Origin of the sequence: Azovibrio restrictus DSM 23866 (genome assembly GCF_000429665.1) — a bacterium.
GTDB classification, from domain to species: domain Bacteria; phylum Pseudomonadota; class Gammaproteobacteria; order Burkholderiales; family Rhodocyclaceae; genus Azovibrio; species Azovibrio restrictus.
The window spans coordinates 83,823-109,069 of the sequence record NZ_AUCH01000016.1 but is presented as its reverse complement, the minus strand read 5'-3'; the positions used below and the strand labels follow the sequence as shown (position 1 = coordinate 109,069).

General features: G+C 67.1%; 16 protein-coding genes. 7 read left to right on the top strand and 9 right to left on the bottom strand.

Annotated features, from left to right (window positions below; all coding sequences use genetic code 11):
- Both G474_RS0114030 and G474_RS0114025 read left to right on the top strand, forming a co-directional pair.
- Nucleotides 1-591: a transglutaminase-like cysteine peptidase gene (locus G474_RS0114030; protein WP_043464497.1), complete on the top strand. Its 591-nt coding sequence runs from the start codon at nt 1-3 to the stop codon at nt 589-591.
- Nucleotides 592-617: 26 nt separating this feature from the next.
- The gene (locus tag G474_RS0114025; protein ID WP_026687534.1) at nt 618-2,528 is read left to right on the top strand and encodes a bifunctional diguanylate cyclase/phosphodiesterase; all 1,911 of its coding nucleotides are present in this window, start codon (nt 618-620) and stop codon (nt 2,526-2,528) included.
- A gap of 132 nt (nt 2,529-2,660) precedes the next feature.
- Here G474_RS0114025 and G474_RS0114020 read toward each other — a convergent pair whose 3' ends face one another.
- Nucleotides 2,661-3,764: a porin gene (locus tag G474_RS0114020; RefSeq protein ID WP_026687533.1), complete on the bottom strand. Its 1,104-nt coding sequence runs from the start codon at nt 3,762-3,764 to the stop codon at nt 2,661-2,663.
- A gap of 387 nt (nt 3,765-4,151) precedes the next feature.
- On the opposite strand from G474_RS0114020, the gene G474_RS0114015 reads away from it, so the two are divergent.
- Nucleotides 4,152-5,225, top strand: coding sequence for a porin (locus G474_RS0114015; protein WP_026687532.1), 1,074 nt, complete (start codon nt 4,152-4,154; stop codon nt 5,223-5,225).
- 142 nt (nt 5,226-5,367) lie between these two features.
- Here the strand turns inward: G474_RS0114015 and G474_RS0114010 are convergent, their stop codons facing one another.
- The 6 genes from G474_RS0114010 to G474_RS0113985 all read right to left on the bottom strand — a co-directional run bounded on the left by G474_RS0114010 (nt 5,368) and on the right by G474_RS0113985 (nt 13,827).
- The gene (locus G474_RS0114010) at nt 5,368-5,931 is read right to left on the bottom strand and encodes a hypothetical protein (RefSeq protein WP_026687531.1); all 564 of its coding nucleotides are present in this window, start codon (nt 5,929-5,931) and stop codon (nt 5,368-5,370) included.
- 157 nt (nt 5,932-6,088) lie between these two features.
- Complete coding sequence (gene aroG, locus G474_RS0114005; RefSeq protein WP_026687530.1) at nt 6,089-7,165, bottom strand: 3-deoxy-7-phosphoheptulonate synthase AroG; 1,077 nt, start codon at nt 7,163-7,165, stop codon at nt 6,089-6,091.
- 83 nt (nt 7,166-7,248) lie between these two features.
- Complete coding sequence (locus G474_RS0114000) at nt 7,249-7,671, bottom strand: hypothetical protein (RefSeq protein ID WP_026687529.1); 423 nt, start codon at nt 7,669-7,671, stop codon at nt 7,249-7,251.
- Nucleotides 7,668-9,125: a metalloprotease TldD gene (tldD, locus tag G474_RS0113995; protein WP_026687528.1), complete on the bottom strand. Its 1,458-nt coding sequence runs from the start codon at nt 9,123-9,125 to the stop codon at nt 7,668-7,670. The genes G474_RS0114000 and tldD overlap by 4 nt, the downstream gene beginning before the upstream one ends.
- Nucleotides 9,122-9,928, bottom strand: a complete 807-nt coding sequence (locus G474_RS20865) for a carbon-nitrogen hydrolase family protein (protein ID WP_051282306.1) — start codon at nt 9,926-9,928, stop codon at nt 9,122-9,124. Before G474_RS20865 ends, tldD begins: the two co-directional genes overlap by 4 nt.
- 32 nt (nt 9,929-9,960) lie before the next feature.
- Nucleotides 9,961-13,827, bottom strand: a complete 3,867-nt coding sequence (locus tag G474_RS0113985; protein WP_051282296.1) for a YhdP family protein — start codon at nt 13,825-13,827, stop codon at nt 9,961-9,963.
- Nucleotides 13,828-13,938: 111 nt separating this feature from the next.
- Here G474_RS0113985 and glnE point away from each other — a divergent pair, with 111 nt between their 5' ends.
- Genes glnE through G474_RS20855 form a run of 4 tightly spaced genes read left to right on the top strand, consistent with a single transcriptional unit; the run spans nt 13,939 to nt 20,599 of the window.
- A complete protein-coding gene (gene glnE / locus G474_RS0113980) occupies nt 13,939-16,647 on the top strand; it encodes a bifunctional [glutamate--ammonia ligase]-adenylyl-L-tyrosine phosphorylase/[glutamate--ammonia-ligase] adenylyltransferase (protein ID WP_051282295.1) in 2,709 nt (902 codons plus the stop codon).
- A 10-nt stretch (nt 16,648-16,657) separates the two neighbouring features.
- Nucleotides 16,658-18,781, top strand: a complete 2,124-nt coding sequence (locus G474_RS0113975; protein WP_026687525.1) for a hypothetical protein — start codon at nt 16,658-16,660, stop codon at nt 18,779-18,781.
- Nucleotides 18,782-18,828: 47 nt separating this feature from the next.
- On the top strand, nt 18,829-19,923 hold the full coding sequence (mtnA, locus tag G474_RS20860; protein WP_051282294.1) for an S-methyl-5-thioribose-1-phosphate isomerase: 1,095 nt from the start codon (nt 18,829-18,831) through the stop codon (nt 19,921-19,923).
- A 34-nt stretch (nt 19,924-19,957) separates the two neighbouring features.
- Entirely contained in the window at nt 19,958-20,599 is a 642-nt protein-coding gene (locus tag G474_RS20855) for a class II aldolase/adducin family protein (RefSeq protein WP_051282305.1), read from the top strand.
- On the opposite strand, the gene G474_RS22175 is transcribed toward G474_RS20855, so the two are convergent.
- Complete coding sequence (locus G474_RS22175) at nt 20,596-23,319, bottom strand: EAL domain-containing protein (protein ID WP_051282293.1); 2,724 nt, start codon at nt 23,317-23,319, stop codon at nt 20,596-20,598. The genes G474_RS20855 and G474_RS22175 overlap by 4 nt on opposite strands.
- 229 nt (nt 23,320-23,548) lie before the next feature.
- Entirely contained in the window at nt 23,549-25,189 is a 1,641-nt protein-coding gene (locus G474_RS0113955) for a methyl-accepting chemotaxis protein (protein WP_026687524.1), read from the bottom strand.
- Between the last annotated feature and the right edge of the window lie 58 nt (nt 25,190-25,247).

Below are 25,247 nucleotides of genomic sequence, written 5' to 3'. Positions count from 1 at the left end.
ATGGCCGGGGGAGCCGCTCTGGCACTGGATTTTTCCCTCCTGGAAAGCCAGCTCCTGAGCCGTTTCGGCCCGGCACGGGTGAATTTACTGCGGGATTGGCAACAACTGCTGAATTCCGGCGCATCGGAACAGGAAAAATTGAAACTGGTTAACAGCTTCTTCAACCGCAACATCCAGTTTGACGATGACCAGAACATCTGGAACCAGAGCGATTACTGGGCCACTCCCCTGGAAACCATAGGCAAGGGCCGCGGAGACTGTGAGGACTTCGCCCTGGCCAAATACTATTCCCTGCTGCACATGGGCATTCCCATGAACCGCCTGCGCCTCATCTACGTCAAGGCTCGCCAGGGAAATCAGCAGCAAGCCCACATGGTGCTCGCCTATTACCCCCAACCCAATGCCACCCCCCAGGTGCTCGACAACCTGGACCCGAGCATCAAGAACGCCAGCCAGCGCCCGGACCTGACCCCGGTTTTCAGCTTCAACGGTGAAGGCCTCTGGCAGGGAACCGGCAACAAGGCTGCCAACAGCAAGTTTTCCCGTTGGCAGGAACTGCAGATGCGAGCCCGCTCGGAAGGGCATCGCTGAACCAAGGAATTCCGAGAGAGGAAACCATGTCCCTATCCCGACAACTCTGGCTTGCCATCATCACCCTGACCCTGCTGGCCTTCAGCGGCAGTTTCCTGCTCAGCACGCTGACGGCCCGCAACTATCTGGAAAACCAGCTGACCGTCAAGAATTCGGACAACGCCGCCTCCCTGGCTCTTTCCATGTCGCAGCAGGCCAAGGACCCGGTGACGGTGGAACTGCAGGTAGCAGCCTTGTACGACAGCGGCCAGTACGCCCTGATCCGGCTACGGGACCCGGATGGGCAGGTGATGATTGAAAAGGCCAGCCCCGGGGAAAAGACGGTCGTCCCCGAGTGGTTCAGAGCCCTTCTGCCCCTGGAGCCACTCCCCGGCCACGCCCAGGTTTCCGACGGCTGGACCCAGTTCGCCAGCATCGAACTGGTCAGCCAGGACAGTTTCGCCTATGAGGAGCTCTGGCGCGGCAGCCAGCAACTGCTGCTGTGGTTCCTGCTCGGCGGGGTGCTGGGCGGCCTGATCGGCAGCCTGATGCTGAGCCGCATCACCCGCCCCCTGCAGGAGGTGGTCACCCAGGCCCAGGCCATCACCCAGCGTCGCTTCACGAAAAAGCCCCTGCCCCGGATTCCCGAACTACGCAGCGTGGCCCAGGCCATGAACGACATGGTGGACCGCCTGAAAAGCATGTTCGACGAGGAAGCTGCCCGTCTGGAACAGGTGCGACGCCAGGCCAACCAGGACCCTCTGACCGGCCTCTCCAACCGCAGCTATTTCATGAACCAGCTGGAAGCCGCCCTGCAAAACGATGAGCTGCCCCCCGAAGGCAGCCTGCTGCTGCTGCGCATTGCCGATCTGGCGGGCATCAACCGGCGCCTGGGCCGGGAGGGCACCGACGAACTCCTGTGCCGCACGGCCCAGGCCCTGAACGCCCAGAGCACTCCCGAGGGCAGCATGGCAGCCCGCCTCAACGGGGCCGATTTCGCCCTGCTGCTGCCGGGCCAGACGGAAAACCAGCAGCTGGCGGAGAACCTGCTGCACGCCATGCAGAACCTGGCCGCCGCCGGCTGGGGCGAAAGCACCCCCATCGCCTACGTGGCCTACGGCCGCTATCAACATGGCGAGAGTCCCGGCCAGTTGCTGGCCCGGGTGGATAGCGCCCTGGCTGCGGCGGAAAGCGGCATGAGCGGCCGGGCTTGCCCGGCCAGCGACAGCAACACCGCCGGCACCACCAGCCAGCAGGACTGGCGCCGCATCCTGGAAGAAGCCATCCACAGCCAGCAACTGCGCCTGATCGAATTCCCGGTCAACACCACCCAGGGCAAGCTCATGCACCTGGAATGCCCCTTGCGCCTGCAAGCATGCGAAGGCGGCGAATGGCTGGCGGCCGGCAGCTTCATGCCCGTGGCCTCGCGCCTCAACCTGACTTCAGACCTGGACCTAGCCGCCATCCGCATGGCTCTGGAGCGCATCAAGGCCGGCATCCCCTCCGTGGCAGTTAACATTTCCGGGGAATCGGTCCAGGACCCGGACTTCCGCCGCAGTCTTGCGCAACAGCTGGGCGAACACCCGGAATGCCGGGACCGGCTCTGGCTGGAGGTGGCGGAGCCCGGCGCCTTCCAGCATTTCGAGGCATTCTCCCTGCTCTGCGAAAGCCTGAGACCCCACGGCTGCCACCTGGGCATAGAACACTTCGGCCGCCAGTTCAGTGACATCGGGCGCCTGCATGGGCTGGGGCTGGACTACCTGAAGGTGGACGCCAGCTTCATCCGCAACATCCACACTCAACCGGGTAACCAGGCCTTTCTCAAGGGCCTGTGCGGCATTGCCCACACTATCGGCCTGACCGTCATCGCTGAGGGGGTGCAGAACCCGGAAGAATTGGCAGCCCTGCCAGAACTGGGTTTCGACGGCGCTACCGGACCCGGCATCCGGCAGAACTGAAACACCCGGCCATCGACCAGGGCCGGGTGATCAGCAGCGGCACAAAAAGTAAAGCCCGCCATCCTGAGATGGCGGGCTTTACATTCAACCGGATCGGCTGCCGGGAAACCCCGGCCGCCCGATAAGGCAGAATCAGAAGGTGTGCATCATGCCGAACTGCAGGCCATCACGATAGCCCTGGCCGTAGGAACCACCGCTGTTGGAAGCGTCATTCAGGACGTTGCCACGCACCAGGGTCTTGCTGCCGGAACGATCGTTGTCGATGGTGGCGTAAGCAGCGTACAGGCTGGTCCGGTTGGACAGGCTGTAGTTGTAACCCACGGCCCACTGGCTGGAGTCACCGCTCAGGTCATCCAGCTTGGCCTTGGAGGTGTTGTAGGACAGCTTCACGGCATGCTTGCCGAACGGCACGGTGGCACCCACCATCCAGTTCTTGATCTTCAGATCAGGGGCACCAGCGATAGCGTCATCGATACGGGTATCGGCATAAAAAGCGGCCAGCTTGACCATGCCCAGATCGTAGGTACCGCCAACAGTCCAGTTACGCAGATCATCCAGACCAGTGGCATCGGCAAAGTTGATCCGGTGGTAGCTCAGACCCACGTCCAGAGGACCATTGGTGTAGCGGGGCAGAATGCCATACACGCGGTTGTTGTTGTCGCTGCCGCCGACCTGATCCTGGGCCACGCCGTTAGAAGAATAGGCTGCAGTCACGTTGAAACCAGAGAAGCTGGGGGAAACATAGGCCACCGCGTTGCTCAGACGGGGAATAACAGTCAGGTCGCTGCTGACATCGTTACCCACCACGTTCAGATAGGTGCCCACGGTGCCTTCGCCGAAGGGATCGATGGCGGTCAGGAAGGAGTACTGGGGGTTGTTCAGACGGCCAGCCACCACGGTACCGAAGCCACCGGTCAGGCCCACCATGGCTTGGCGGGTAAACATGTCACCGCCAGCGAAGGCATCATGCACACCAGTATCAGCAAGAAAGCCCATTTCCAGGGTGAACAGGGCTTTCACGCCGTTGCCCAGATCTTCGGTGCCCTTGAAGCCCAGGCGGTTGCCGTCGGAGAGGCCGGAATCGATGGCGCTCTGGCTCTTCACGCCCTTGAGCATGGCATCGCTACGATAGGAGTAGCCCATGTCGATGGCACCATAGATTTGCACGTTGGACTGGGCGAAAGCAGCGCCGGAAGCCAGGGCTGCGACAGCCAGGGCGATCAATTTCTTTTGCATGAAGAACTCCTTGAAAAAAATTTGGGAGGCAGGCCTGAGGCCCTTGTGCTGATTATTAGGTTGGTGACGAAACTCTCTCTCCCGTCAGCGGCCATTCTCCATAGCCCCCCTGGAAGCAACAACCAATAATTGCCCCCGCCCGACACCATAAAGGAGGCATGTAGCAAAATCGCAACAACCCGGTGCCAGGAAAGCAACAATCCTCCCCAAATTCCTGTTGCGAAAACACAACAGGAATCCACCCCTAGCGCAAAGTCATGCAAATGGCGCTTGCCCGTGACTATCGGCCTTTGCCAGAATCCAGGCCAACTTCTCAATCCGAGAGGTAAAGGTTGGCTAGGCCGGCAACGGCAAAGTCAAATCTCAAACCACTAAGGAGATTTATCAATGCAAAAGAAACTGATCGCCCTGGCTGTCGCAGCCCTGGCTTCCGGCGCTGCTTTCGCCCAGTCCAACGTGCAAATCTACGGCTCCATCGACATGGGCTTCTCCCATCGCGGTGACAACATTGCCGATGACGTCAAGAGCCAGAACGCCATCGACTCCGGTATCTCCGCCGGCAACCGCCTGGGCTTCAAGGGCACCGAAGATCTGGGCAACGGCCTGAAGGCCCTGTTCACCATGGAAGCCGGCTACACCGCCGACGTTGGCAACCACACCCAAGGCGGCCGCCTGTTTGGCCGTCAAGTGTTCGTGGGCCTGACCGGTGGCTTCGGTACCGCCATCGCTGGTCGTCTGTACACCCCCCACTACTCCTTCCTGAGCACCATCGACCCCTTCAAGGCCGGTACCGTTGGTCGCTACAACAACACCTACGGTTCCGATATCAGCGGCCTGCTGGATCCCGTGCGTGTTGACAACGCCGTGGCCTACGTTTCCCCCAGCTTCTCCGGCTTCAACGTGACCGCCGCATACTCCAACAACGCTGACGGCCAAGAAGCTGTTGGTAACGGCAGCCAACAGAACCGCGTTTACGCCATTCTGCCCCGTTACACCAACGGCCCCATCGACGTGGCACTGAACTACCACCAGATCAAGGCTGCTGACGGCTCTGGCGTGGATGACATCACCAACTGGCTGGTCGGCGGTACCTACGACTTCGGCATGGCCAAGCTGGCTGCCTTCTACTCCAGCAACAAGATCGACTTCGACAACACCAGCGACGACCTGAAGGTCAAGAACTGGATGCTGGGCGTGACCGTTCCCTTCGGCAAGCACGCTGTGATGGGTTCCTACAATTACTCCAAGGCCAAGCTGGCCGGTTCCGACGGCAAGGCCAAGCAATGGGCCCTGGGTTACACCTACAGCCTGTCCAAGCGCACCAACGTCTACGCCGCCTATGCTGACATCAGCAACGACGACGACGACTTCGTGCGCGTTGCCGACACCGGCGACTCCACCAACGCTGCTGGCGCTGGCTATCAGAACGGCTTCCAGTTCGGTGTGAAGCACACCTTCTAATCTCGTCTGACGAGACTCTGAAGACAAACGGGCGCTACGGCGCCCGTTTTTTCATGGCCGTAAAAAGCAGCCACAAAAAAACCACGCATCCAGGCGTGGTTTTTTTACTGCGGGCCATGCAACATGGCCCGTGGCGTTCTTCTTACACCGGGCCCCGGGACTCCCGCTTGGCATCGTTGCGGGTGGCGAGGGCGCCAGCCAGGTCGGTGCTGGGATACTTGGGCTTGAAGTCGGCAAAGGCCGCGTAGGCCGTGAGCACCTTGTCGGCTGCCGACTGGCCCTTGAAATCCGCCTTTTCCAGCCCCAGCAGATCGCACATCTCGTTCCAGGCCATGCCATCCTGCAGGGGAATCAGGTAGCAGCGATAGCCCTCCAGGGTCACCACCAGGGGATTGGGGATATTCACCACGAATAGCATCAGGATGGCATCGGGCTTGAGGTCGGCCTGATACTTGCCCAGCAGCTCGTGGATGTTGAGCACATCATCCAGGGAGCCGGAGAGCAGCTCCAGCTTGTCCCCGTCGGCCAGGGCCGTGGCCTGGCGCAGCACGGCATGGGGCGGCTTGCGGCGCCCCTGGGCGTCCCCCACCTCCCCTTCCACCAGCACCAGCTCACCGCGATAGGCGGCCTTGCCGGCAGTGCTGCAGGCTTCCTTGAAATTCATGTTGAACAGCAGTTGTTCCTGCTCGTAGCGATTGAACAGCATGACTTACTCCCTGTTTTGGTATTGAACAAACTAACCATCAGCAAGAAGCAAGCCACGCCACAAATCCGCCATAACCCCATGTAAACACTAAAGAATCTCGCGCGCACAAAGGCACCCCGCACTGTCGCAAAGCAGACAAAACCGGAGCTGACAGGGCTCAGCGATCCGCCAGCACCAGGCGCCGGGCCCGCACCGTCGCCGCCAGCCCTTCCAGCACGGTCAGACTGGCGTCCCAACCCAAACAGGCATCGGTAATGCTCTGGCCGTAGGCCAGGGCCTGGCCCGCCACCAGATCCTGGCGCCCTTCTTCCAGGTGCGATTCCAGCATCACCCCCATGATCCGCTCCTCCCCGGCGCGAAGCTGGGTCCCCACGGCCTCGGCCACCTCCACCTGGCGACGGAAGTCCTTGCGGCTGTTGCCATGGGACAGATCGATCATCAAACGCTGGGCCAGTCCGGCCGCCGCCAGATCCCGGCAGGCTGCCTCCACATGGACGGCATCGTAGTTGGGCTCCTTGCCGCCGCGCAGGATCACGTGACAATCCTCGTTGCCCGCCGTGGAGACGATGGCCGAATGACCGCCCTTGGTGACGGACAGGAAATGATGGGGAGCGCTGGCGGCACGGATGGCATCCACCGCGATCCTGACATTGCCGTCGGTGCCGTTCTTGAAGCCCACCGGGCAGGAAAGGCCGGAAGCCAGCTCCCGATGCACCTGGGATTCTGTGGTGCGGGCGCCTATGGCTCCCCAGGCGATCAGGTCGGCCGTGTATTGCGGGGTGATGGTGTCGAGGAACTCGGTAGCGCAAGGCAGGCCCAGCTCATTGATGTCCAGCAGGATGCGCCGGGCCAGGCGCAGCCCCTCGTTGATCTGGTAGGAGCCATCCAGGCGGGGATCGTTGATGAGGCCTTTCCAGCCCACGGTGGTCCGGGGTTTCTCGAAATAAACCCGCATCACCAGGATCAGCTCCTGCTGGAAACGCCCGGCCTCGGCCTGGAGCCGGCGGCCATAATCCAGGGCCAAGTCATGGTCGTGGATGGAGCAGGGACCGATCACCACCACCAGCCTGTCGTCGGCCCCGTGCAGCACCCGGTGGATGGCCTGGCGGGTGGCATAGGTCAGCTGGGCCGCCCCGGCCGAAGCGGGAAACTCCTTGAGCAGGTGGGCCGGGGATACCAGCTCCTTGATCCCGAGGATACGGACATCATCGATGGGGGTGACGCTGTGGGGCATGACGGTTTCCTGTAGAGGGTGGAAGCGGGATTCTAGCCCCGGCCTGCCCTCCAGGCACGCTCAGCCCGGTCTCGCAGTTCTGCTCAGCACCAGTAGGCCAGGATGGCGGTGGCGCCACCGCCCACCAGCAGGGCAGCGATTCCCCCCAGCAGGGCGTGCACGGCCAGACGCCGGCTTTCCCTTCCGTAGCGGCCCTTGCCCCGCTCGCCCAGGTAATTGGCCAGGTTGCCCAGGCAATACACCATGGCGATGGCGAAGAAGAACAGCATGTACATCAGCCCCAGGTACTGGGGATTGCTCAGGGTACGGCAGTGGCGCAGCTGCACCCCGAGCAAGTGCATCAGGCCGTCGTAGCGCAGGGCGATGCGCATGCCGAAGAACATCACCACCCCGAAGGCGGCCAGCACGGCGATGACGATCCAGGTGGAAGGCTGCAGGAACATGCGCCAGATGAGGCGCAGCTCGTGGGCCACCTCATCGAAGAATTCCCCCAGCCAGCGGATCACGCCGAGGTACCCCCCACCGTGATGCCGTCCAGGCGCAGGGTGGGCTGGCCCACGCCCACGGGAACGCTCTGCCCCTCCTTGCCGCAGGTACCGACCCCCGGGTCCAGCTTCAGGTCATTGCCGATCATGGAAATCCGGGTCATGGCATCGGGGCCATTGCCGATCAGGGTGGCCCCCTTGATGGGCGTCGTCACCCGGCCATCCTCGATCAGGTAGGCCTCGCTCATGGAAAACACGAACTTGCCGCTGGTGATATCCACCTGGCCGCCACCGAAGTTGGCCGCATAGATCCCCTTCTGCACCGAGCCCAGGATCTCCTCCGGGTCCTTGTCCCCGGCCAGCATGTAGGTGTTGGTCATGCGCGGCAGGGGCAGGTGGGCGAAAGACTCGCGCCGGCCGTTGCCGGTCAGGGGCACGCCCATCAGGCGGGCATTGAGGCTGTCCTGGATGTAGCCCTTGAGGATGCCGTCCTCGATCAACACCGTGGCCTGGGTGGGATTGCCCTCATCGTCGATGGAGAGCGAGCCGCGCCGATCCGGCAGGGTGCCGTCGTCCATCACGGTGACCCCGGGGGAAGCCACCCGCTGGCCCACCCGGCCCGAGAAGGCTGAGCTGCCCTTGCGGTTGAAATCCCCCTCCAGGCCGTGACCCACGGCCTCGTGCAGCAGGATGCCAGGCCAGCCGGAACCGAGCACCACGGTCATCTGCCCCGCCGGGGCCGGCCGGGCGTCGAAATTGACCCGGGCCTGGTGCACCGCCTGACGGGCATAAGCCTGCAGCACCGGATCGCTGAAATAAGCGTAATCGAAACGCCCGCCGCCGCCTGCCGCCCCCTGCTCCCGGCGCCCCTGGTCCTCGATGATGACGCTCACCGAAACCCGCACCAGGGGCCGCACGTCGGCCGCCAGACGGCCGTCGGACCCTGCCACCAGGATCACCTCCCACTCCCCGGCCAGGCCCGCCATGACCTGCACCACCCGGGGGTCCTCGGCCCGGGCAAAGGCTTCCAGGCGCTCCAGCAGGCGCACCTTGGCCTCGGCCGGCAGGGAGGCGAGGGGATCGGCATCCGCATACAGGGGCGGCGGCAGGGGGCGGGCCCCCATCACCGGCAGCCGCCCGTCCTGGCCGGCGGCGCCGATGGCGCGCACGGCGGCGGCGGCATCCCGCAGGGCCAGCAGGCTGATGTCGTCGGAGTAGGCAAAGGCGGTCTTCTCGCCGGCGATGGCGCGCACCCCCACCCCCTGGTCGATGTTGAAACTACCCGACTTGACGATGCCTTCATCCAGGCTCCAGGACTCGGAACGGGAATACTGGAAATACAGGTCGGCGTAATCCACCTGGTGCCCCATGATCTGCCCGAATACTCCGGCCAGGGCGCCGGCATCCAGATCGTAGGGGGTCAGCAGCAGGCGCTCGGCCTGGGCCAGGTGGGAAGAGGAAGTGGCGCTGCTCATGATGCTCCTTCTGGGGCTTCCAGTGGGAAGCCCATGGTTCTGTGCCCCAGGGCCGGCAATTGCCGGCGCACCGCGGCGATGCGTTCGTGGTCCAGCTCGGCGATCACCAGTCCCGGCCCCTTGGCCTTGCGGTCCAGGATTTCGCCCCAGGGGTCGATGATCATGGTGTTGCCGTGGGTCAGGCGGCCGTTTTCATGGCGCCCGCCCTGGCCCACCGCCAGCACATAGCACTGGTTTTCGATGGCCCGGGCCCGGAGCAGGATCTCCCAGTGGGCCCGGCCGGTGACTTCGGTGAAGGCGGCCGGTACCAGGATCAGGTCCACCGGGCCCCAGTGCCGGTACAGCTCGGGAAAGCGCAGATCGTAACAGATGGACAGCCCGACCCGCCCGAAGGGGGTTTCCAGGGCCACCGGGGCCTGCCCGGCCTCGATGCTGGCGGCCTCGTCGTAACGCTCGCTGCCATTGTCGAAGGCAAACAGGTGGATCTTGTCGTAACGGGCCACGCAGGTCCCGGCGGGATCGAACACCAGGCTGGAATTCAGCATGCGCCCAGGGTCCCGGCCGAGCAGGGGAATGGAACCGGCAAACAGCCACAGGCCGTAACGGCTGGCGGTCTCGGCCAGCCAGTCCTGGATCGGCCCCTGCCCCAGGGGCTCCCGGGCCGCCAGCCGGGCCCCGTCGTCGGCGCCGATCAGGGGAAAATATTCGGGCAGGGCCACGGCGCCCGCCCCCTGATCCACCGCCTCGGCCACCAGCCGGCCGGCGGCGACCAGGTTTTCCGCCACCCGGGGGCCGGAAACCATCTGCAGGCCAGCGATGCGCAGCTTGCGGGGGCTCACGGCTGGGCCTCCTGGGGTTTGTGCTCCACCTTGTCCACCTGGGGCTGAGCCCAGCTACCAGTGACCCGGTACTGGAAGCCGAAAGCCTTGTTGAGGGGATTCTTCAACAGGTTCTGGGCCAGCAGGGCCGCAGCCCCCACCACGGGATTGATGGCCACCGCCGCGCCCACGGCCGCCACGCCGCCCAGCTCGGGCTGCACGGTGACCAGCAGGTTCTGGGTCTCCTGTTTCATGTCCACCGTGCCGTTCATCAGCACCTCGCCCGCCGGGCCGTCTATCTTCAGGTCCCCGTCCGTGTGCATGATGCCTCCCTTCAGCTTGAGTTTGGCCTCGATGGAGTCGTAGGCAAACCCGTCGCTAAAGATGTCGCGGAAGTCCAGGGTCAGGCGCCGGGTCACGGACTGCAGGGAGAGCAGGCCCAGGAGCTTGCCCACCCCGGGCTCCACCTTGGAAAACTGGCCCTTGGCGGCTTCCAGCTGCAGGGTGCCGCCCAGGGTGGCGGGGTCGAAGGCCACCGGCGCCCCGGCCCAGTCCAGCTTGCCCGCCAGCTTGGCCGTGCCACCCCTGATGGCGCCCGGATAGCCGAGGCGGCCCAGGAGCCCGCCGGTATCGCTCACCTGGAGCTGGAAATCCAGCTGGGTGCGATTGGCGGCCCCGGTCTCCCAGACCCCGTTGCCGGTCAGGCGGCCATCCTGGTTGTCGATCAGGATCTGGCGCAGGTTCCAGCGGCCCCCGGCATTTTCCGCCTTCAGCTCCAGGCGGCCGAAACGGCGCTGGCCCACGACGAAATCCCCCACCTTGATGTCCATGCCCGGCAGACTTTCCAGCAGGGCGGAGTCGGCCGCCCCGTCCTGGCCCGATTCCAGGCGCAGGCGTTTCAGGTCGGCCGTCACCGTGCCCTGACCGGTGCCGTCCCAGGACAGCTCGCCCACGGCTTCCCGGGCCGCCACCAGGATGCGCCAGCGCTGACCATCGGGACGCAGACGCAAGCTCACCTCGCCGAAGGGCCGGCCGAAGGCCGTCAGCTCCCGAGCCTGTACGGCCACCAGGTTCAGGGGCAGCCCCCCTTCCCGGGCCGGGCCCGCGGCTCCGCCCAGCAGTAGCCGCCACTGGTCCAGGTCGATACGGTCCTGGTTGACGAACACGCTCAAGCCCCGCTCCGGCAGCTGGGCCGTCTGGCCGATGCCGAGCACGCCCCGCTCCAGGACCATGGCCTCACCCTGCTGGCGGCGCAGCAGCTGACCTTCCAGCACCTTGCCCAGGCTCAGGTGGACCTGCTCCCGGACCGGTCCGCCATGGCTGTCGGGGGTCGATTTCTGCAGGCGCAGGGGCAGGCTGTCGGCCGCCGGCTTGTTGAACGGGGGCGGCAGGCTGGAACTGAGGCCCTGGAGACTGGAAGTCACCAGGAAGTCCGCATTCTTCTTGCGCACCTTCACCTCCGCCTGCCAGCTGGAGGTCCCTGACAGGCTGTCGAACAGGGGCAGGTTGAAATGGCGCTTCAGCTCCCGGGCGGTAAAGCCGCCGCCCGCCTTGATGTGCACGGCACCAGCCTCGGACAGGGCCTTCAGCTGCATGGGCTGACCCAGGAAGGTGCCGCGGATGTCGGGCGCATTGACGGCGCTTTCGGTGAAGTCCAGGCGCCCCTGGACGGCGCTGGCCGGGGGCAGGCCGGGCACGAACACCACCTGGTTGTTCTCGAAGTGGTAGCGGCCCCGGATGCGGGTGTCGTCCACATGGCGCAGGGGCAGGTCCAGCTCCAGGGCCAGGCGGCCGCTGCCCTGGGTGCTCATGCCCTCGGTGAAGTGGTCGATGGTGGCAGCCACCGGACTCTTGTCGATGAATTTCAGGAACTCCGCCGTGGGCCCGGAAGCCAGCCCGCGCACCAGCAGCATCTCCTCGCTGGCCTCGAAATCGGGAATTTCCACCGAGGTTTCCCCCAGCCTGGCGCCCAGGATGCGGCCCGCGTGGGCCTGGATGCGCATGCCGATGCCAAAGCGCATGTCGGCATCCACCCCTTCGATCACGGGCCAGTCGCGCCCGTAGTGGATGGTCACATCCTTGGCCTTGGCGGTGATCAGGAACAGGCCGGTGGCCGGGTCCCGGAAGGGGAAGTCCTTGAGATTGCCCTTCAGGGTCAGCCGGGCATCGCCGCCGGTACCGGCCAGCAGCCCCTGGCGCAGCCAGGCCGGCACGTCGGCATTGACCGCCTTGGGAATGTAGCGCCAGGCCTCGCTGGCCTGGGCCCGGGAAATGCCGCCCTGCAAGTCGATCAGCCCCGGTCCGTCCGGCAGGGTGCGGTAGCTGCCGCTCACATGGCCATCCGCATGGGGGCCGCTGAAATCCAGGCGTCCGATCTGCACTTCCAGCCCTTCGCCGGCCTGGTCCTTGACCGGCCGCCAGTCCACCTGGGCCAGCAGGCGCTCCAGGGGAATATCCGGCTCGGCAAAGACGGCGGGCAGGTCCAGGGCCGAACGGCGGCTGTCCAGGCTCAGGCGCCCCCCCTGCTCGCTGGCCTCCACCTGGCCCACCAGGCCTCTAGCGCCGGGCACCACGCCGTCAGCCTTCAGGCCCAGGCCTTCGAAAGCCGCCTTGAGGCTGTATTTCTTCCACTCGCCGCCCCGGGCGTCCCAGCTCATCTGCAGCTGGCGCACCCGGCCCTGGGGCTGGTGCCGCTCCAGCAGCTGGCGGCTGGTGGCATCCAGGGGCAGGTGGGCGGCCAGGCCGGCCAGCACCCCCAGGTCGAAACCATTGGCCCGCAGGGAGCCCTGGCCCGGCTGCCCGCTCTGGCCCCGCCACTCGCCGGCCAGATCCAGGGGCTCCAGGCGCAGGCCGTTGCGGGTGTCCAGGCGCAGCTGGCGGGTCTCCAGCTGCAGGAACCCCGGGGCCTGGGCCAGCTTCAGGCGGCCATCCAGGTGGGCCAGGTCCAGTTCCGGCAGCTCCGGCGCCAGGCGCAGGCGCAGATCCTGGAGGGCCAGGTCGGCGGTGGCCTTCCAGGCCCCATCCTCCCGCCCGGCCCAGAGCTGCAGCCCGCCCCGGCCTCGGGGCAGGGCCACCGGGTAATCCACCCAGGCGTTCCAGGCGGCCAGGTCCACGTAATCGAGGCGGGTGTAGAGGTCACCCCGCCAGGCTTCGGGGCTTTCCCCGGCATCTCCCACCAGGTCGCCGCGCACGTCGAGCCGGGCCGCCAGGGCCGGGGGCGGCAGGGCGGAAAGGCCGAAGCGGTGGTGGGCGCCCCGGTTGTGCAGCTCGAACTGCAGGTCTTCCAGGACCAGGGGCGGCGCCCGGCGCAGCTCGTCCTCCCAGGCCACGGTGGCGTTGCGGATGCGGATGCGGGTCTGCTCCAGGACCCACTGGAGGCCCCGGCCGTCCCCGGGCCCGGCGGTAGAAATGCCGGCCACGAAAATCTCCCCCTGGCTGTCCCGGCGGATCTGCAGGGCCGGACGCTCCAGCACCAGCAGGGCAAACAGGGGTTCGCCCCGCCACAGGCTGCGCCAGGACAGGACGGCCTCGACCCGCTCCAGGGTCAGGGCCGGATCTCCCGCCGGATTGAGCAGGCGCACGTCGTCCAGCACCAGGGTGGGGTTGAGGCCGGTCCACCGGGCCTCCAGGTGAGCGGCGCTGACCGGCAGCCCCAGGGCTTCGCTGGCCGCCGCCTCGATGTCGCCCTGGTAGCGGTGAATCTCCGGCAGCACCCCGTAGCGCAGCACCAGCACCAGCACCGTGAAGGCCAGATACAAGGCGAACAGGCTCCAGCCCAGCCAGGCCAGGGTCGTGCGCACCCGCTTCCGGGCCAGCCAGGGCCAGAGGAAGTGCAGACGGTGATACCAGGCGGCACGCAGTTCCGGGGTGATCAGATTTGCCAAGGAATTTGCCAGGAGTTTTGCCAATCCGGAGAAAGGCTCTCTAAAATGGTCCGACTAAATAACAGGGTGCGCCATTTTATCCCGAGCGCCCCCGCCGCCCCTGGAAAATCCATGGAAAACATCCTCGAGCCCCGCTGGGCCCCGGCCCTGGCCCACAGCCAGTACCTGCGCCAGCTCTTCAACGCCCGCCCCGAACTACCCGGAATCCTGCAGCAACACTGGCTCCACCCCCTGTCCGAAGACCTGCTCCACAGCGCCCTGCGCCCCGAGGCCGGGGATGAGGAAATCCTGAAACGTCAGCTGCGCCGCCTGCGGCAGCAGGCCATGGCCCACCTGGAACTGCGGGACCTGTGCGGGCTGGCCTCCCTGGCCGAGGTGGTCGAGAGCATGACCCTGCTGGCCGACGTCACCACCAACGTGGCCCTGGACTACCACCACCGGCAGCTGGTGCAGACTTACGGGGAACCCCTGGACCACCAGGGCCGGCCCCAGCGCCTGCTGGTGATCGGCATGGGCAAGCTGGGCGGGCGGGAGCTCAATGTCTCCTCGGACGTGGATTACATCTTCATCTATCCCGAGGACGGGGAAACCGCCGGGCCGAAAAAGATCGACAACTTCGATTTCTTCAACCGCCTGGGCAAGCGCCTGATCGCCGCCCTGGGGGAAGTCACCGGCGACGGCCAGGTGTTCCGGGTGGACATGCGCCTGCGCCCCAACGGGGACTCCGGTCCCCTGGTCTGCTCCCTGGACGCCCTGGAGAACTACTTCATCACCCAGGGCCGGGAGTGGGAGCGCTACGCCTGGATCAAGGCCCGGGTCATGAACACCGGCGCCAATGCTGCCGGCCACCAGGCCGAATGGATGGCGGCCCTGGGCAAGGTGTCCCGCCCCTTCGTGTTCCGCAAGTACCTGGATTTCGGCGCCATCAACGCCATGCGCGACCTGCACGCCCAGATCCGCCGGGAAGTGGCGAGGAAGGACATGGCCGAGCACATCAAGCTGGGCCCCGGGGGCATCCGGGAAATCGAGTTCATCGCCCAGGTGTTCCAGCTGATCCGCGGCGGCCGGGACCCGGGCCTGCAGATCCGCCCCACCCTATCGGTGCTGAAGCAGCTGGCAGAACGGGGCACCATCCGGAAGGAGACGGAGGCCGAACTTGCCGACGCCTACCAGTTCCTGCGCCGCCTGGAACACCGGCTCCAGTACGTGGCCGACCAGCAGACCCACATGCTGCCCGAAGGCGCGGCGGAGCAGGCCCTGATCGCCGCCAGCATGGATTTCCCCGACTGGGCCAGCCTGCTGGCCGTGCTGAACGGGCATCGGGAAAAGGTGAACAGCCACTTCGAAGCCATCTTCTCGGACCCGGAAGAAGGCGAGCATCCCCTGGCCGGGCTCTGGCTCGGCCCCATGGAAACGGAGCTGGCTCAGGAACGCTTGGGGGAACTGGGCTACCGCCAGCCGGCCCGGATCTGGGAGCGCCTCGAAGCCCTGCGCCACTCGGGCCGCTACCAGCAGCTGCCGAGCAGCAACCGGGAACGGCTGGATGCCGTGGGACCCCGTCTGCTGGAAATCGCCCGGGCCGCCCCGGACCCGGACCTGGTCCTGACCCGGGGCCTGGACTTTCTGGAAACCATCGCCCGCCGGGGCGCCTACCTGGCCCTGCTGCAGCAGTATCCCCAGGCCCTGCAGAAGGTGGCCGACATCGTCGGCGCCTCCTCCTGGGCCGCCGTCTACCTGAACCGCCACCCCATCCTGCTCGATGAGCTCCTGGATGCCCGCCTGCTGGAGGTGGCCACCGACTGGCCCGCCTTCCGCAGCGACCTGGAGCGCCGCCTGGCGGAGGCCGACGGGGATACGGAACGGGAGATGGACCTGCTGCGGGAAATGCACCACGCCCAGGTATTCCGCCTGCTGGCCCAGGACCTGGCCGGGCTGCACAGCATCGAGCGCATCTCCGACCACCTCACCGAGCTGGCCGAAATCATGGTGGAGACCACCCTGCGCCTGTGCTGGGCCAAGCTCAGGAACCCGCACCGGGCCCAGCCGGCCTTCGCCATCATCGGCTACGGCAAGCTGGGTGGGAAGGAACTGGGCTACGCCTCGGACCTGGACCTGGTGTACCTGAGCGACGAGCGGGACCAGGACCCGGCGGCCCAGCAGAACTACACCCGCCTGGGTCAGCGCATCAACACCTGGCTCTCCAGCCAGACCCCCGCCGGCCTGCTGTTCGAAACCGACCTGCGGCTGCGGCCCAACGGCGACTCGGGCCTGCTGGTGTGCAGCCTGGAAGCCTTCCGGGAATACCAGCTCAAGGAAGCCTGGGTCTGGGAGCACCAGGCCCTGACCCGGGCCCGCTGCGTGGCCGGGGACCCGGAGCTGGGCCGGCGCTTCGAGGCAGTGCGCCGGGAAATCCTCTGCCAGCCCCGGGACCTGGCCAGACTCCGGGAGGAAGTGCTGGCCATGCGCCAGAAGATGCTCGACAGTCATGGCAGCAAGGAGCCGGAACTGTTCGACCTGAAGCAGGACCCGGGCGGCATCATCGACGTGGAGTTCATGGTCCAGTACCTGATCCTGGGCCATGCCCACCAGTACCCGGAACTCACCGCCAACCTGGGCAACATCGCCCTGCTCAGGATGGCCGCCGAGCTGGGGCTGATTCCGGCCGAACTGGCCGATGGTGCCCGCAACGCCTACCGGGAATACCGGCGCCTGCAGCACGTCAAACGCCTCAACGATGCGCCCAAGTCCCGCCTGCCCCGGGAAGGGGTAGAAAGCCACATCACCGCCGTCACCGCCCTCTGGCACACCCTGTTCGCGTAAAGGAGCCCCCATGAGCACGCTGGAACAAAACCGTCCCCCCCACCCCTGGCAGTTCTTCCGCGTCGGCGGCTTCGACCAGGTCAAGCTGGAAACCTGGGCCGACCTGGCCCGCCTGGCGGAACTGGACCAGAAGCTCTGGGTGGCCCTGTCGGTGCCGGCCCGGGGCCTGGCCCTGGACGAGAAGACCCTGGCCCTGGTGGACACGGACGGGGACGGCCACATCCGCCCGCCGGAACTGCTGGCCGCCCTGGACTGGGCCGGCGCCCGGCTCAAGCACAAGGAAGTCCTGGTCCAGGGCAGCCCCGCCCTGGCCCTGGAATGGCTGGATGCAGCCGCCCACCCGGCCCTGCGGGCCGCCCTGGAACACATCCTGGCCGGGCTGGACAAGGCGGGCGCCACGGAAATCAGCGTGGCCGACACCTGCGAGGCCGTACAGCGCTTCGCCGCCCAGCCCCTGAACGGGGACGGCATCGTCACCCCCGCCAGCACGGAAGACGCAGAGCTGGCCGCCCTGATCGGCGACCTGGCCAGTGCCTACGCCGGCCCCCTGGACCGCAACGGTCAGGCGGGGGTGGATCAACCCCTGTACGAACGCTTCCAGGCCGAGCTGCAGCAGCTCAACGCCTGGCAGCAGGCCCCCGCCCGGGAACCGGGCTGCCAGCCCCTGGGGCCGGCCACCGCTGCGGCCGGCGCCGCCCTGGCCGCCGTGGCCGCCAAAATCGACGACTACTTCACCCGTTGCCGCCTGGCGGCCTTCGACCCCAAGGCCGGCGCCCTGGTCAATGGCGCCGAGGAGCAGTTCAAGGCCCTGGGCCTGCAGCAGCTGGACGAGAGCAGCGCCGCCATGGCCGCCCTGCCCCTGGCCCTGGTGGAGGCAGGCCGCCCCCTGCCCCTGAGCAATGGCATCAATCCGGCCTGGGGCGCCGCCATGGCTGCCTTCCGGGAACAACTGGTGCAGCCCCTGCTGGGGGAGCGGGAAACCCTGGACGAGGCCGGCTGGCACAGCCTCTGCCAGACCATGGCCGCCTACCAGGCCTGGCAGGCGGCCCGGCCGGAGAGCCCCCTGGGAAGCTGGGAGCCGGCCCGGCTGGAAGCCCTGGCGGACGGTGACCTGCCCGCCCGGCTGCAGGCCCTGATCGCCGCCGACCAGGCCCTGCAGCCCGAGGCCGAAGCCATCGCCGCCGCCGACCAGATCACCCGCTACGTGCGGGACCTGCCCCGGCTGGTGCACAACTTCGTGGCCTTCCGGGACTTCTACAGCCGCCAGCAGGCCGCCGCCTTCCAGGCCGGCACCCTGTACATCGACGGACGCAGCTGCGAACTCACCCTGGAAGTGCTGGACCCGGCCAGACACGCCAGCCTGGCCGGCCTCTCAGGCCTCTACCTGCTGTATTGCGACTGCAGCCGGGCCGGGGCCAGAAAGCAGATCGCCGCCGCCGTCACCGCCGGGGATGCGGATCAGCTGCTGGTGGGCCGCAACGGGGTGTTCTACGACCGGGACGGCCAGGACTGGGACGCCACCGTGAGCCGCATCGTCGAGCACCCCATCAGCCTGCGCCAGGCCTTCTGGTCCCCCTACAAGAAGGTGGCCCGGCTGGTGGCGGAACAGGTGCAGAAATTCGCCGCCGCCAAGTCCAAGGGCGCCGATGAGCTGCTCGCCGCCAAGACTGCGGCCGCCGCCCCGGCAGCCGAAGCCCCCAAACCCGCGCCCTTCGATGCGGCCCGCTTTGCCGGCATCTTCGCCGCCATCGGCCTGGCCCTGGGCGCCCTGGGCACGGCCCTGGCCTCGGTGGTGACCGGCTTCCTGGGGCTCAAGGCCTGGCAGATTCCCCTGGCCCTGGCCGGCATCCTGCTGCTGATTTCCGGCCCGGCCATGGCCATGGCCTGGTTCAAGCTGAGGAACCGCAGCCTGGCGGCCCTGCTCGATGCCAACGGCTGGGCGGTGAATGCCCGGGCCCGGATCAACATTCCCTTCGGCACTGCCCTGACCCAGCTGGCCCGCCTCCCCGAAGGAGCCAGCCGCAGCCGCCAGGACCCCTACGCGGAACAGAAAAGCCCCCTGGGCCTGTTCATCGTGATCGGCATCCTGCTCACCCTGCTGGTCCTGTACCTGACCGGCCACCTAGGCGCCTGACCCGGCCCGGCCCCTGCGGGGGCCGGACTATGCCAGAATCCGCCCCCATGCATACCACAGCCCCCCGCCCCATCCGCCGGCTCACCGACCCGGCGCCCCACTCGCCCCGGGTGGAAATCCTCGATCAGACCCTGCTGCCCCATGGCCAGCGCTGGCTGCCCCTGCAGGACCTGGCCGCTGCCGCCCACGCCATCCGTACCATGCAGGTGCGTGGCGCGCCCCTGATCGGCGCCACCGCGGCCTACGGCCTGGCCCTGGGCCTGGAGGCCGACGCCAGCGACCAGGGCATGGCCGCCGCCGCCGCCCGGCTGGCCGCCACCCGCCCCACGGCGGTGAATCTGGCCTGGGCCCTGGGACGGATGCTGGCCTGCCTGGCGCCCCTGGAGCCCGCCGCCCGGCCGGCTGCCGCCTGGGTGGAGGCGGACGCCATCGCCGAGGAGGACGCGGCCCAGAACCGGGCCATCGGCCAGCACGGGCTGGCCCTGCTGCGCCAGCTGCCGCGCCGCCCGGATGCGCCCCTGCAACTGATGACCCACTGCAATGCCGGCTGGCTCGCCACCGTGGAACAGGGCACGGCCCTGGCCCCCATCTACGCGGCCCAGACGGCGGGCCTGGATGTCCATGTCTGGGTGTCCGAGACCCGGCCCCGCAACCAGGGGCTGCTCACGGCCTGGGAACTGGCCCAGGCGGGCATCCCCCACACCCTGATCGCCGACAACGCCGCCGGCCAGCTGATCCTCACCGGCCAGGTGGATGCGGTGATCACCGGGGCCGACCGGATTGCCGCCAACGGCGACGTGGCCAACAAGGTGGGCACCCTGCTGAAGGCCCTGGCCTGTGCCCACCAGGGCATTCCCTTCTACGTGGCGGCGCCCCGCTCCACCCTGGATTTCGCCTGCCCGGCAGGAGCGGCCATTCCCATCGAGGCGCGGGAGGGCGATGAACTGCGCTTGGTGACCGGAATCGACGCCCAGGGCGAAACTGCCCGGCTGCGCCAGATTCCCGCCACGGAAGCCGTGTGCAACCCGGCGTTCGACGTCACCCCCGCCGCCCTGGTCACCGCCCTGATCACCGAACGGGGCCATTGCCCGGCCAGCAGCGCCGGCCTGCTGGACCTGTACCCGGAGCAGGGCCGTGGATGAACTGCGGGCCCAGCTGATCGCCACGGCCCGGGCCATGGGAAGCGCCGGGCTCAATAAGGGCACGGCCGGGAATCTCAGCGTCAGAGCGGGAACAGGCTTCCTGATCACCCCCACGGGCATGGACTACGCCAGCCTGGAGTGCGCCGACCTTCCCTGGATGAGCCTGGAGGGCGAAGCCCGGGGACGGCGCCGGCCCTCTTCCGAATGGCGTTTTCATCGGGACCTGTACGCCGCCCGTCCCGAGGTGGGGGCGGTGCTGCACGCCCACTCCCCCTTCGCCGTGAGCCTGGCCTGCCTGCGCCGGGAGATTCCCCCCTTCCATTACATGATCGCCCGCTTCGGCGGCACCACGGTGCGCTGCGGCGCCTATGCCCTGTTCGGCACCCAGGCCCTCTCCGATGCGGCCCTGGCGGCCCTGGAGGGGCGCTCCGCCTGCCTGCTGGCCAATCACGGGATGTTGGTGGCGGGCCGCGACCTGAAGCAGGCCCTGGACCTGGGCATCGAGCTGGAAAGCCTGTGCGAACAGTACTGGCGCGCCTGCCAGCTGGGCGAACCGGTGCTGCTCTCGGCAGCGGAAATGGCGGAAGTGCTGGAACACTTCCGCCATTACGGCCAACAACCCGGCCAACAATCCAGCCAACAACCCGGTCAGCAGGCCGGCGGAAAAACCCCCTAGCTCGCCACGCCCGCCAGATTGTCCATGTGCCGGGCCGGCATGGGCCGGTGGAAATAGAAGCCCTGAAAGTGCCGGCAGCCCCACTGGTGCAGCAGGTCCCGCTGCTGCTCGGTTTCCACTCCCTCGGCGATCACCTCCAGGCTGAGGCTGCCCGCCAGACCGATGATGGCCTGGACGATGGCGTCGTCGCTGTCGCTCTTGCCGATGTCACGCACGAAGGACTGATCTATCTTCAGCTGCCCCAGGGGCAGCCGCTTCAGATAGGCCAGGGAGGAATACCCGGTGCCGAAGTCGTCCAGGGACAGGGATAGCCCCAGGCGGCGCAGGGCCGCCATCTTGGCGATAGTGTCCTCCACGTCCAGGAGCAGCTGGCTTTCCGTCAACTCCAGCTTCAGGTAACGGGCATCGGCGCCGGTGCGCAGCAGGGCTTCCCGGACCTGATCCACGAAGCCCGCCTGATGGAACTGCCGGGCGCTGATGTTCACCGCCAGGGTCCAGTGCCGGGTGGCCTCCTGCTGCTGCCACAGGACCAGCTGCTGGCAGGCGCTCTCCAGCACCCAGTGGCCGATGGCCAGGATCAGGCCGGTCCGTTCGGCCACGGGAATGAACAGGGAAGGCGAGACCAGGCCCCGGGATTCGGGCTGCCAGCGCAGCAGGGCCTCGGCCCCCAGGATTTTCCCGTCCGCCCCCACCTGGGGCTGATAGCAGAGGAAGAATTCGCCCCGCTGCAGGGCCAGACGCAGGTCCCGCTCCAGCTCCAGCCGATGGCTGACTTCCACCTGAATGCCCGGGTCGTAGAAGCAGATACCGTCCCGCCCCCCTTCCTTGGCTTGATACATGGCCAGTTCCGCGTGCTTGATCAGCTCCTCGGCGGACTCCCGCTGGTCCATGAACAGGGTCACACCGATGCTGGCGGGACAGTGGTACTCGCCCCCCGCCAGGCGGTAGGAGGCGCTCAGGACCTGGAGCAGGGCTTCGCCCAGCTGCTCCAGCCGCGCCGCCGCCTCGGCCAGGTCGGTGCCCAGGCTGCCGGCCAGCACGGTGAAGTCGTCCCCCCCCAGGCGCGCCACCGTGGCGGCCTCGCCCACCACCTCCACCAGCCGGCGGGCCACTTCCACCAGCACGTCGTCACCGCGGCTGTGGCCCAGGGTGTCGTTGATGTAGCGGAAATCATCCAGGTCCACGAACAACAGGCCGCCGTACTGGCGCGACCGGATGCAGGTGTACAGGGCCTGCTGCAGCCGGTCCCGGAACAGGCGGCGGTTAGCCAGGCCGGTGAGGCTGTCGTACAGGGTCATGTATTCGAGCTGGGCCTCCACGGCCTTGCGCTCGGTGACGTCGGTGAAGATGGCCACGTAGTGGCAGATCTGCCCGGCCGGATCGCGCACGGCGGTAACGGTGAGCCACTCGGGGTAAATTTCCCCATTCTTGCGGCGGTTCCAGATTTCCCCCTGCCAGCGGCCGTAATTCTGCAGGTCGGACCACATGTGCTGGTAGAACAGGGCGTCGTGGCGGCCGGACTTGAGCAGGGCCGGGGTCTGGCCCTCGGCTTCGGCGGCACTGTAGCCGGTGACCTGGGTGAAGGCCTGGTTCACCCGCAGGATGCGGTTGCTGGCGTCGGTGATGACGATGCCTTCCTGGGTCTCGAAGGCCACGGCGGCGATGCGCTGGGCCGCCTCGGCCTGCTCCAGGCGATGCAGGGCGGCATTGATGCGGCGCCGGTCCTGGAACAGCAGCCAGGCCCCCGCCAGGGCGGCGCAGAGCAGCAGGCTCAGGCCCACCACCAGGGGCAGGGCGTATTTGTCCACGATGTCCGCCAGGCCGAAGTGTTCGAGCCGGCCCGGGTGGGCCCGCAGACGCAGCAGCACGGCCTCCAGGGGGGTGTAGTCCCCGGGCGGCGAAAATCCGTAGTACTCGCCGCTGCGGGCCGCGGCGGAATCCGGGCTGATATTGAGGAGGGCCAGGGTGACGGCCTTGCTCAACTCCTCGGGCACGCCCCGGCGCACCAGGAACGGCCACTCGGGATAGAGCTGGGTGGACAGCAACTGGGGAAAGACCCTGGGGCTCTGGGGATTGATGACCTGCACCTGCTCCAGGTTCAGCCGCCCTTCCGCCGCCATGGCTTCCAGCACCCCGGTGCGGACGAAGCCCACATCAGCCCGGCCCTGGAGTACGGCCTCGACCACGTTGTCCTGGGGCTGACCGAGGAACTCCAGGCGGGCCACGTCGGTAGGCAGGTTGACGCCGGCCTTGAGCAGCTCCCACTGCTGGATGCGGAAGCCCCCCAGGGAATTGGGGTAGATGGCCGCCACCCGCTTGCCGGCCACGTCGTGGAGGTCGCGCAGGCCGTCCTGGGCCCGGCCGAAGATGACGCCGCCGAGCTGGACCACAGGCTTGCCCCCGGCCAGGGGCATCAGGGTGGCCAGGGCCGTGAGGCCATGCTGGTTGCGCAGGATGATGTAGTGTTCGGGCTGGGTCAGGACGAAGTCCACGCTACCGGCCGCCACGGCGGCGTCCAGGGCCTCGTTGTGCATTGCCACGATCCGGAAGCGCCACCCGGGCACGGCGGCTTCCAGGGCCCGGGCGGTTTCCTGCCAGCGGGCCTCGGTCTGCTCCAGGCTGCGAAAGGCCAGCACGCCGATGCGTACCGTTGCCGCTTCGACCGCCAGGGCCGTCCCCATGCTCCAGATCAGCAGCAAGGCGGACAGGAATGCCCCCAAGGCGGCCCGCAGCCATCCCCCGGGGCGCCAGCGTGCGGAACGCCCCCCGTATCCCAGCGGCCGACCATCGGACCGTTGTATCTGCATTGCATGCCCTCCCAGGCCCTGCTGCTCCCCGCCCCTGTCTGCGCAGGGCTGTTCCGGGAGCAAAAGGTGGTTTTTTCGCGAAACTCTGTGGTTTATCTCCCAAGCAGCTGATTTTCACATGTCATAAATACGCAACACGGGCTCAGCGGACTTTGAAATAGGCTACCAGTCTTCCCAGCTCCACGGCCAGCTGTTCCAGTTCCTCGGCCGCCAAGGCATTGTTTTTCATGGTGGCGTTGGTTTCCTCCGACATGCTGGCGATATGTTCCACATGGCGGGCAATGTCGTTGGCGGCGGTGGCCTGCTCCCGGGTGGCCAGGGCCACATCCTTGACCCGGGCCAGGGACTGGGTGGCCTGGGAATGAATGGATTCGAGCATGCGCCGGGCCGTCTCAGAGAGCTCCAGGCCCCGGTGCACCTGGGGCATGGTGGTTTCCATGGCTTCCACCGCCGACTGGGTCTCATGCTGGATGGCGGCAATCATGTCGCTGATCTCCCGGGTGGCCTGGGTGGTACGCTCGGCCAGTTTCCGGACCTCATCGGCCACCACGGCAAAACCGCGCCCCTGCTCACCGGCCCGGGCCGCCTCGATGGCGGCATTGAGGGCCAGCAGGTTGGTCTGGTCGGCGATTTCCCGGATCACGTTGGCTATGCCGCCGATCTCCACGGACTTCTGCATCAGGAGCTGGATCTGCCCGGAGGAGGCCGCCACGGTGGTGGAGATACGGCCCATGGCGTCGCCCGCATCCCCCACCAGCCGGGCGCCCTGCTCGGCCTGGCTGGCCGTGGCCTCGGAGTTGCTCTCGGTCTGGCTGGCAATCTGGGAAACCTCGTTGATGCTCACGGTCATCTGCTCGATGGAGGCTGCCGTGGCCGAGGTGGACTGGGCCTGCTCGTGGGAGGCAGTGCTGGTTTCCCGGGCGGCCGTAGACACCTGCTCGGCGCTGCTGGAGAGCTGACCGGCCATGCCGTTGATCTGGGCGAAGATTTCCGCCAGCCGGGCCTGCATCTGCCCCATGGCGTGCAGCAGGCTGGTCCGGTTGGAGGGATCGGTGCGCACCTCCTGGGTCAGATCCCCCTGGGCGATGCGGCTCACCACCTGAGCCGCGTAGGCGGGCTCTCCCCCCAGCTGCCCCAGGATGCTGCGGCTGATGACCAGGGAAATTCCGGCCATGGCCGCCAGCAGCAGCAGCACCACCCCGCCCAGGAGCAGGCCCTGCTCCCGGAAGGCCACATCCACGTCATCCAGATAGATGCCGGTACCGTAGATCCAGCCCCAGGCCTCGAACTGGGCCACGTAGGAAATCTTGGCCAAGGGCTTGCTGTTGCCGGGCCGGGGCCAGAAGTAGTCCACAAAGCCCCCCTTGGGATCGGCCAGGGCCGCCTTGCGGATTTCCTGGAACAGGAACTTGCCTTCCGGGTCGCGCACCTGCTCCGCTGATTCCCCTTCCTTTTCCGGCGCCACCGGCATCACCAGGTAGCGCAGGTCCCGGTCCAGGGCGAAGAAGTACTCCTGTTCCTCGTAGCGGCTGGTGCGCAGCATGGCCCGGGCCAGGGACTGGGCCTGCTCCCGGGTCAGGCTGCCGGCCTGGACCTGCTGCTCCAGCCCGTTGAGCATGCCTCCCAGCGCCTGGACCAGGGAGCGGGTCTTCTCGTGCCTGTCCTCCAGCATGTTGTCGCGCAAGCCGTAGAGGGACAGGGCACTCAGGATCAGCAGTCCCAGCAGCACGAACCCCGTGAACACCCGCAGGCGCATTCCCACCGTCAATTGTTCCAAGCCCATGATGCCTCTCCCTGTTGTTTCCACTCGGGAACCTGTGCCGGACGGCTGAGGCCCCAGA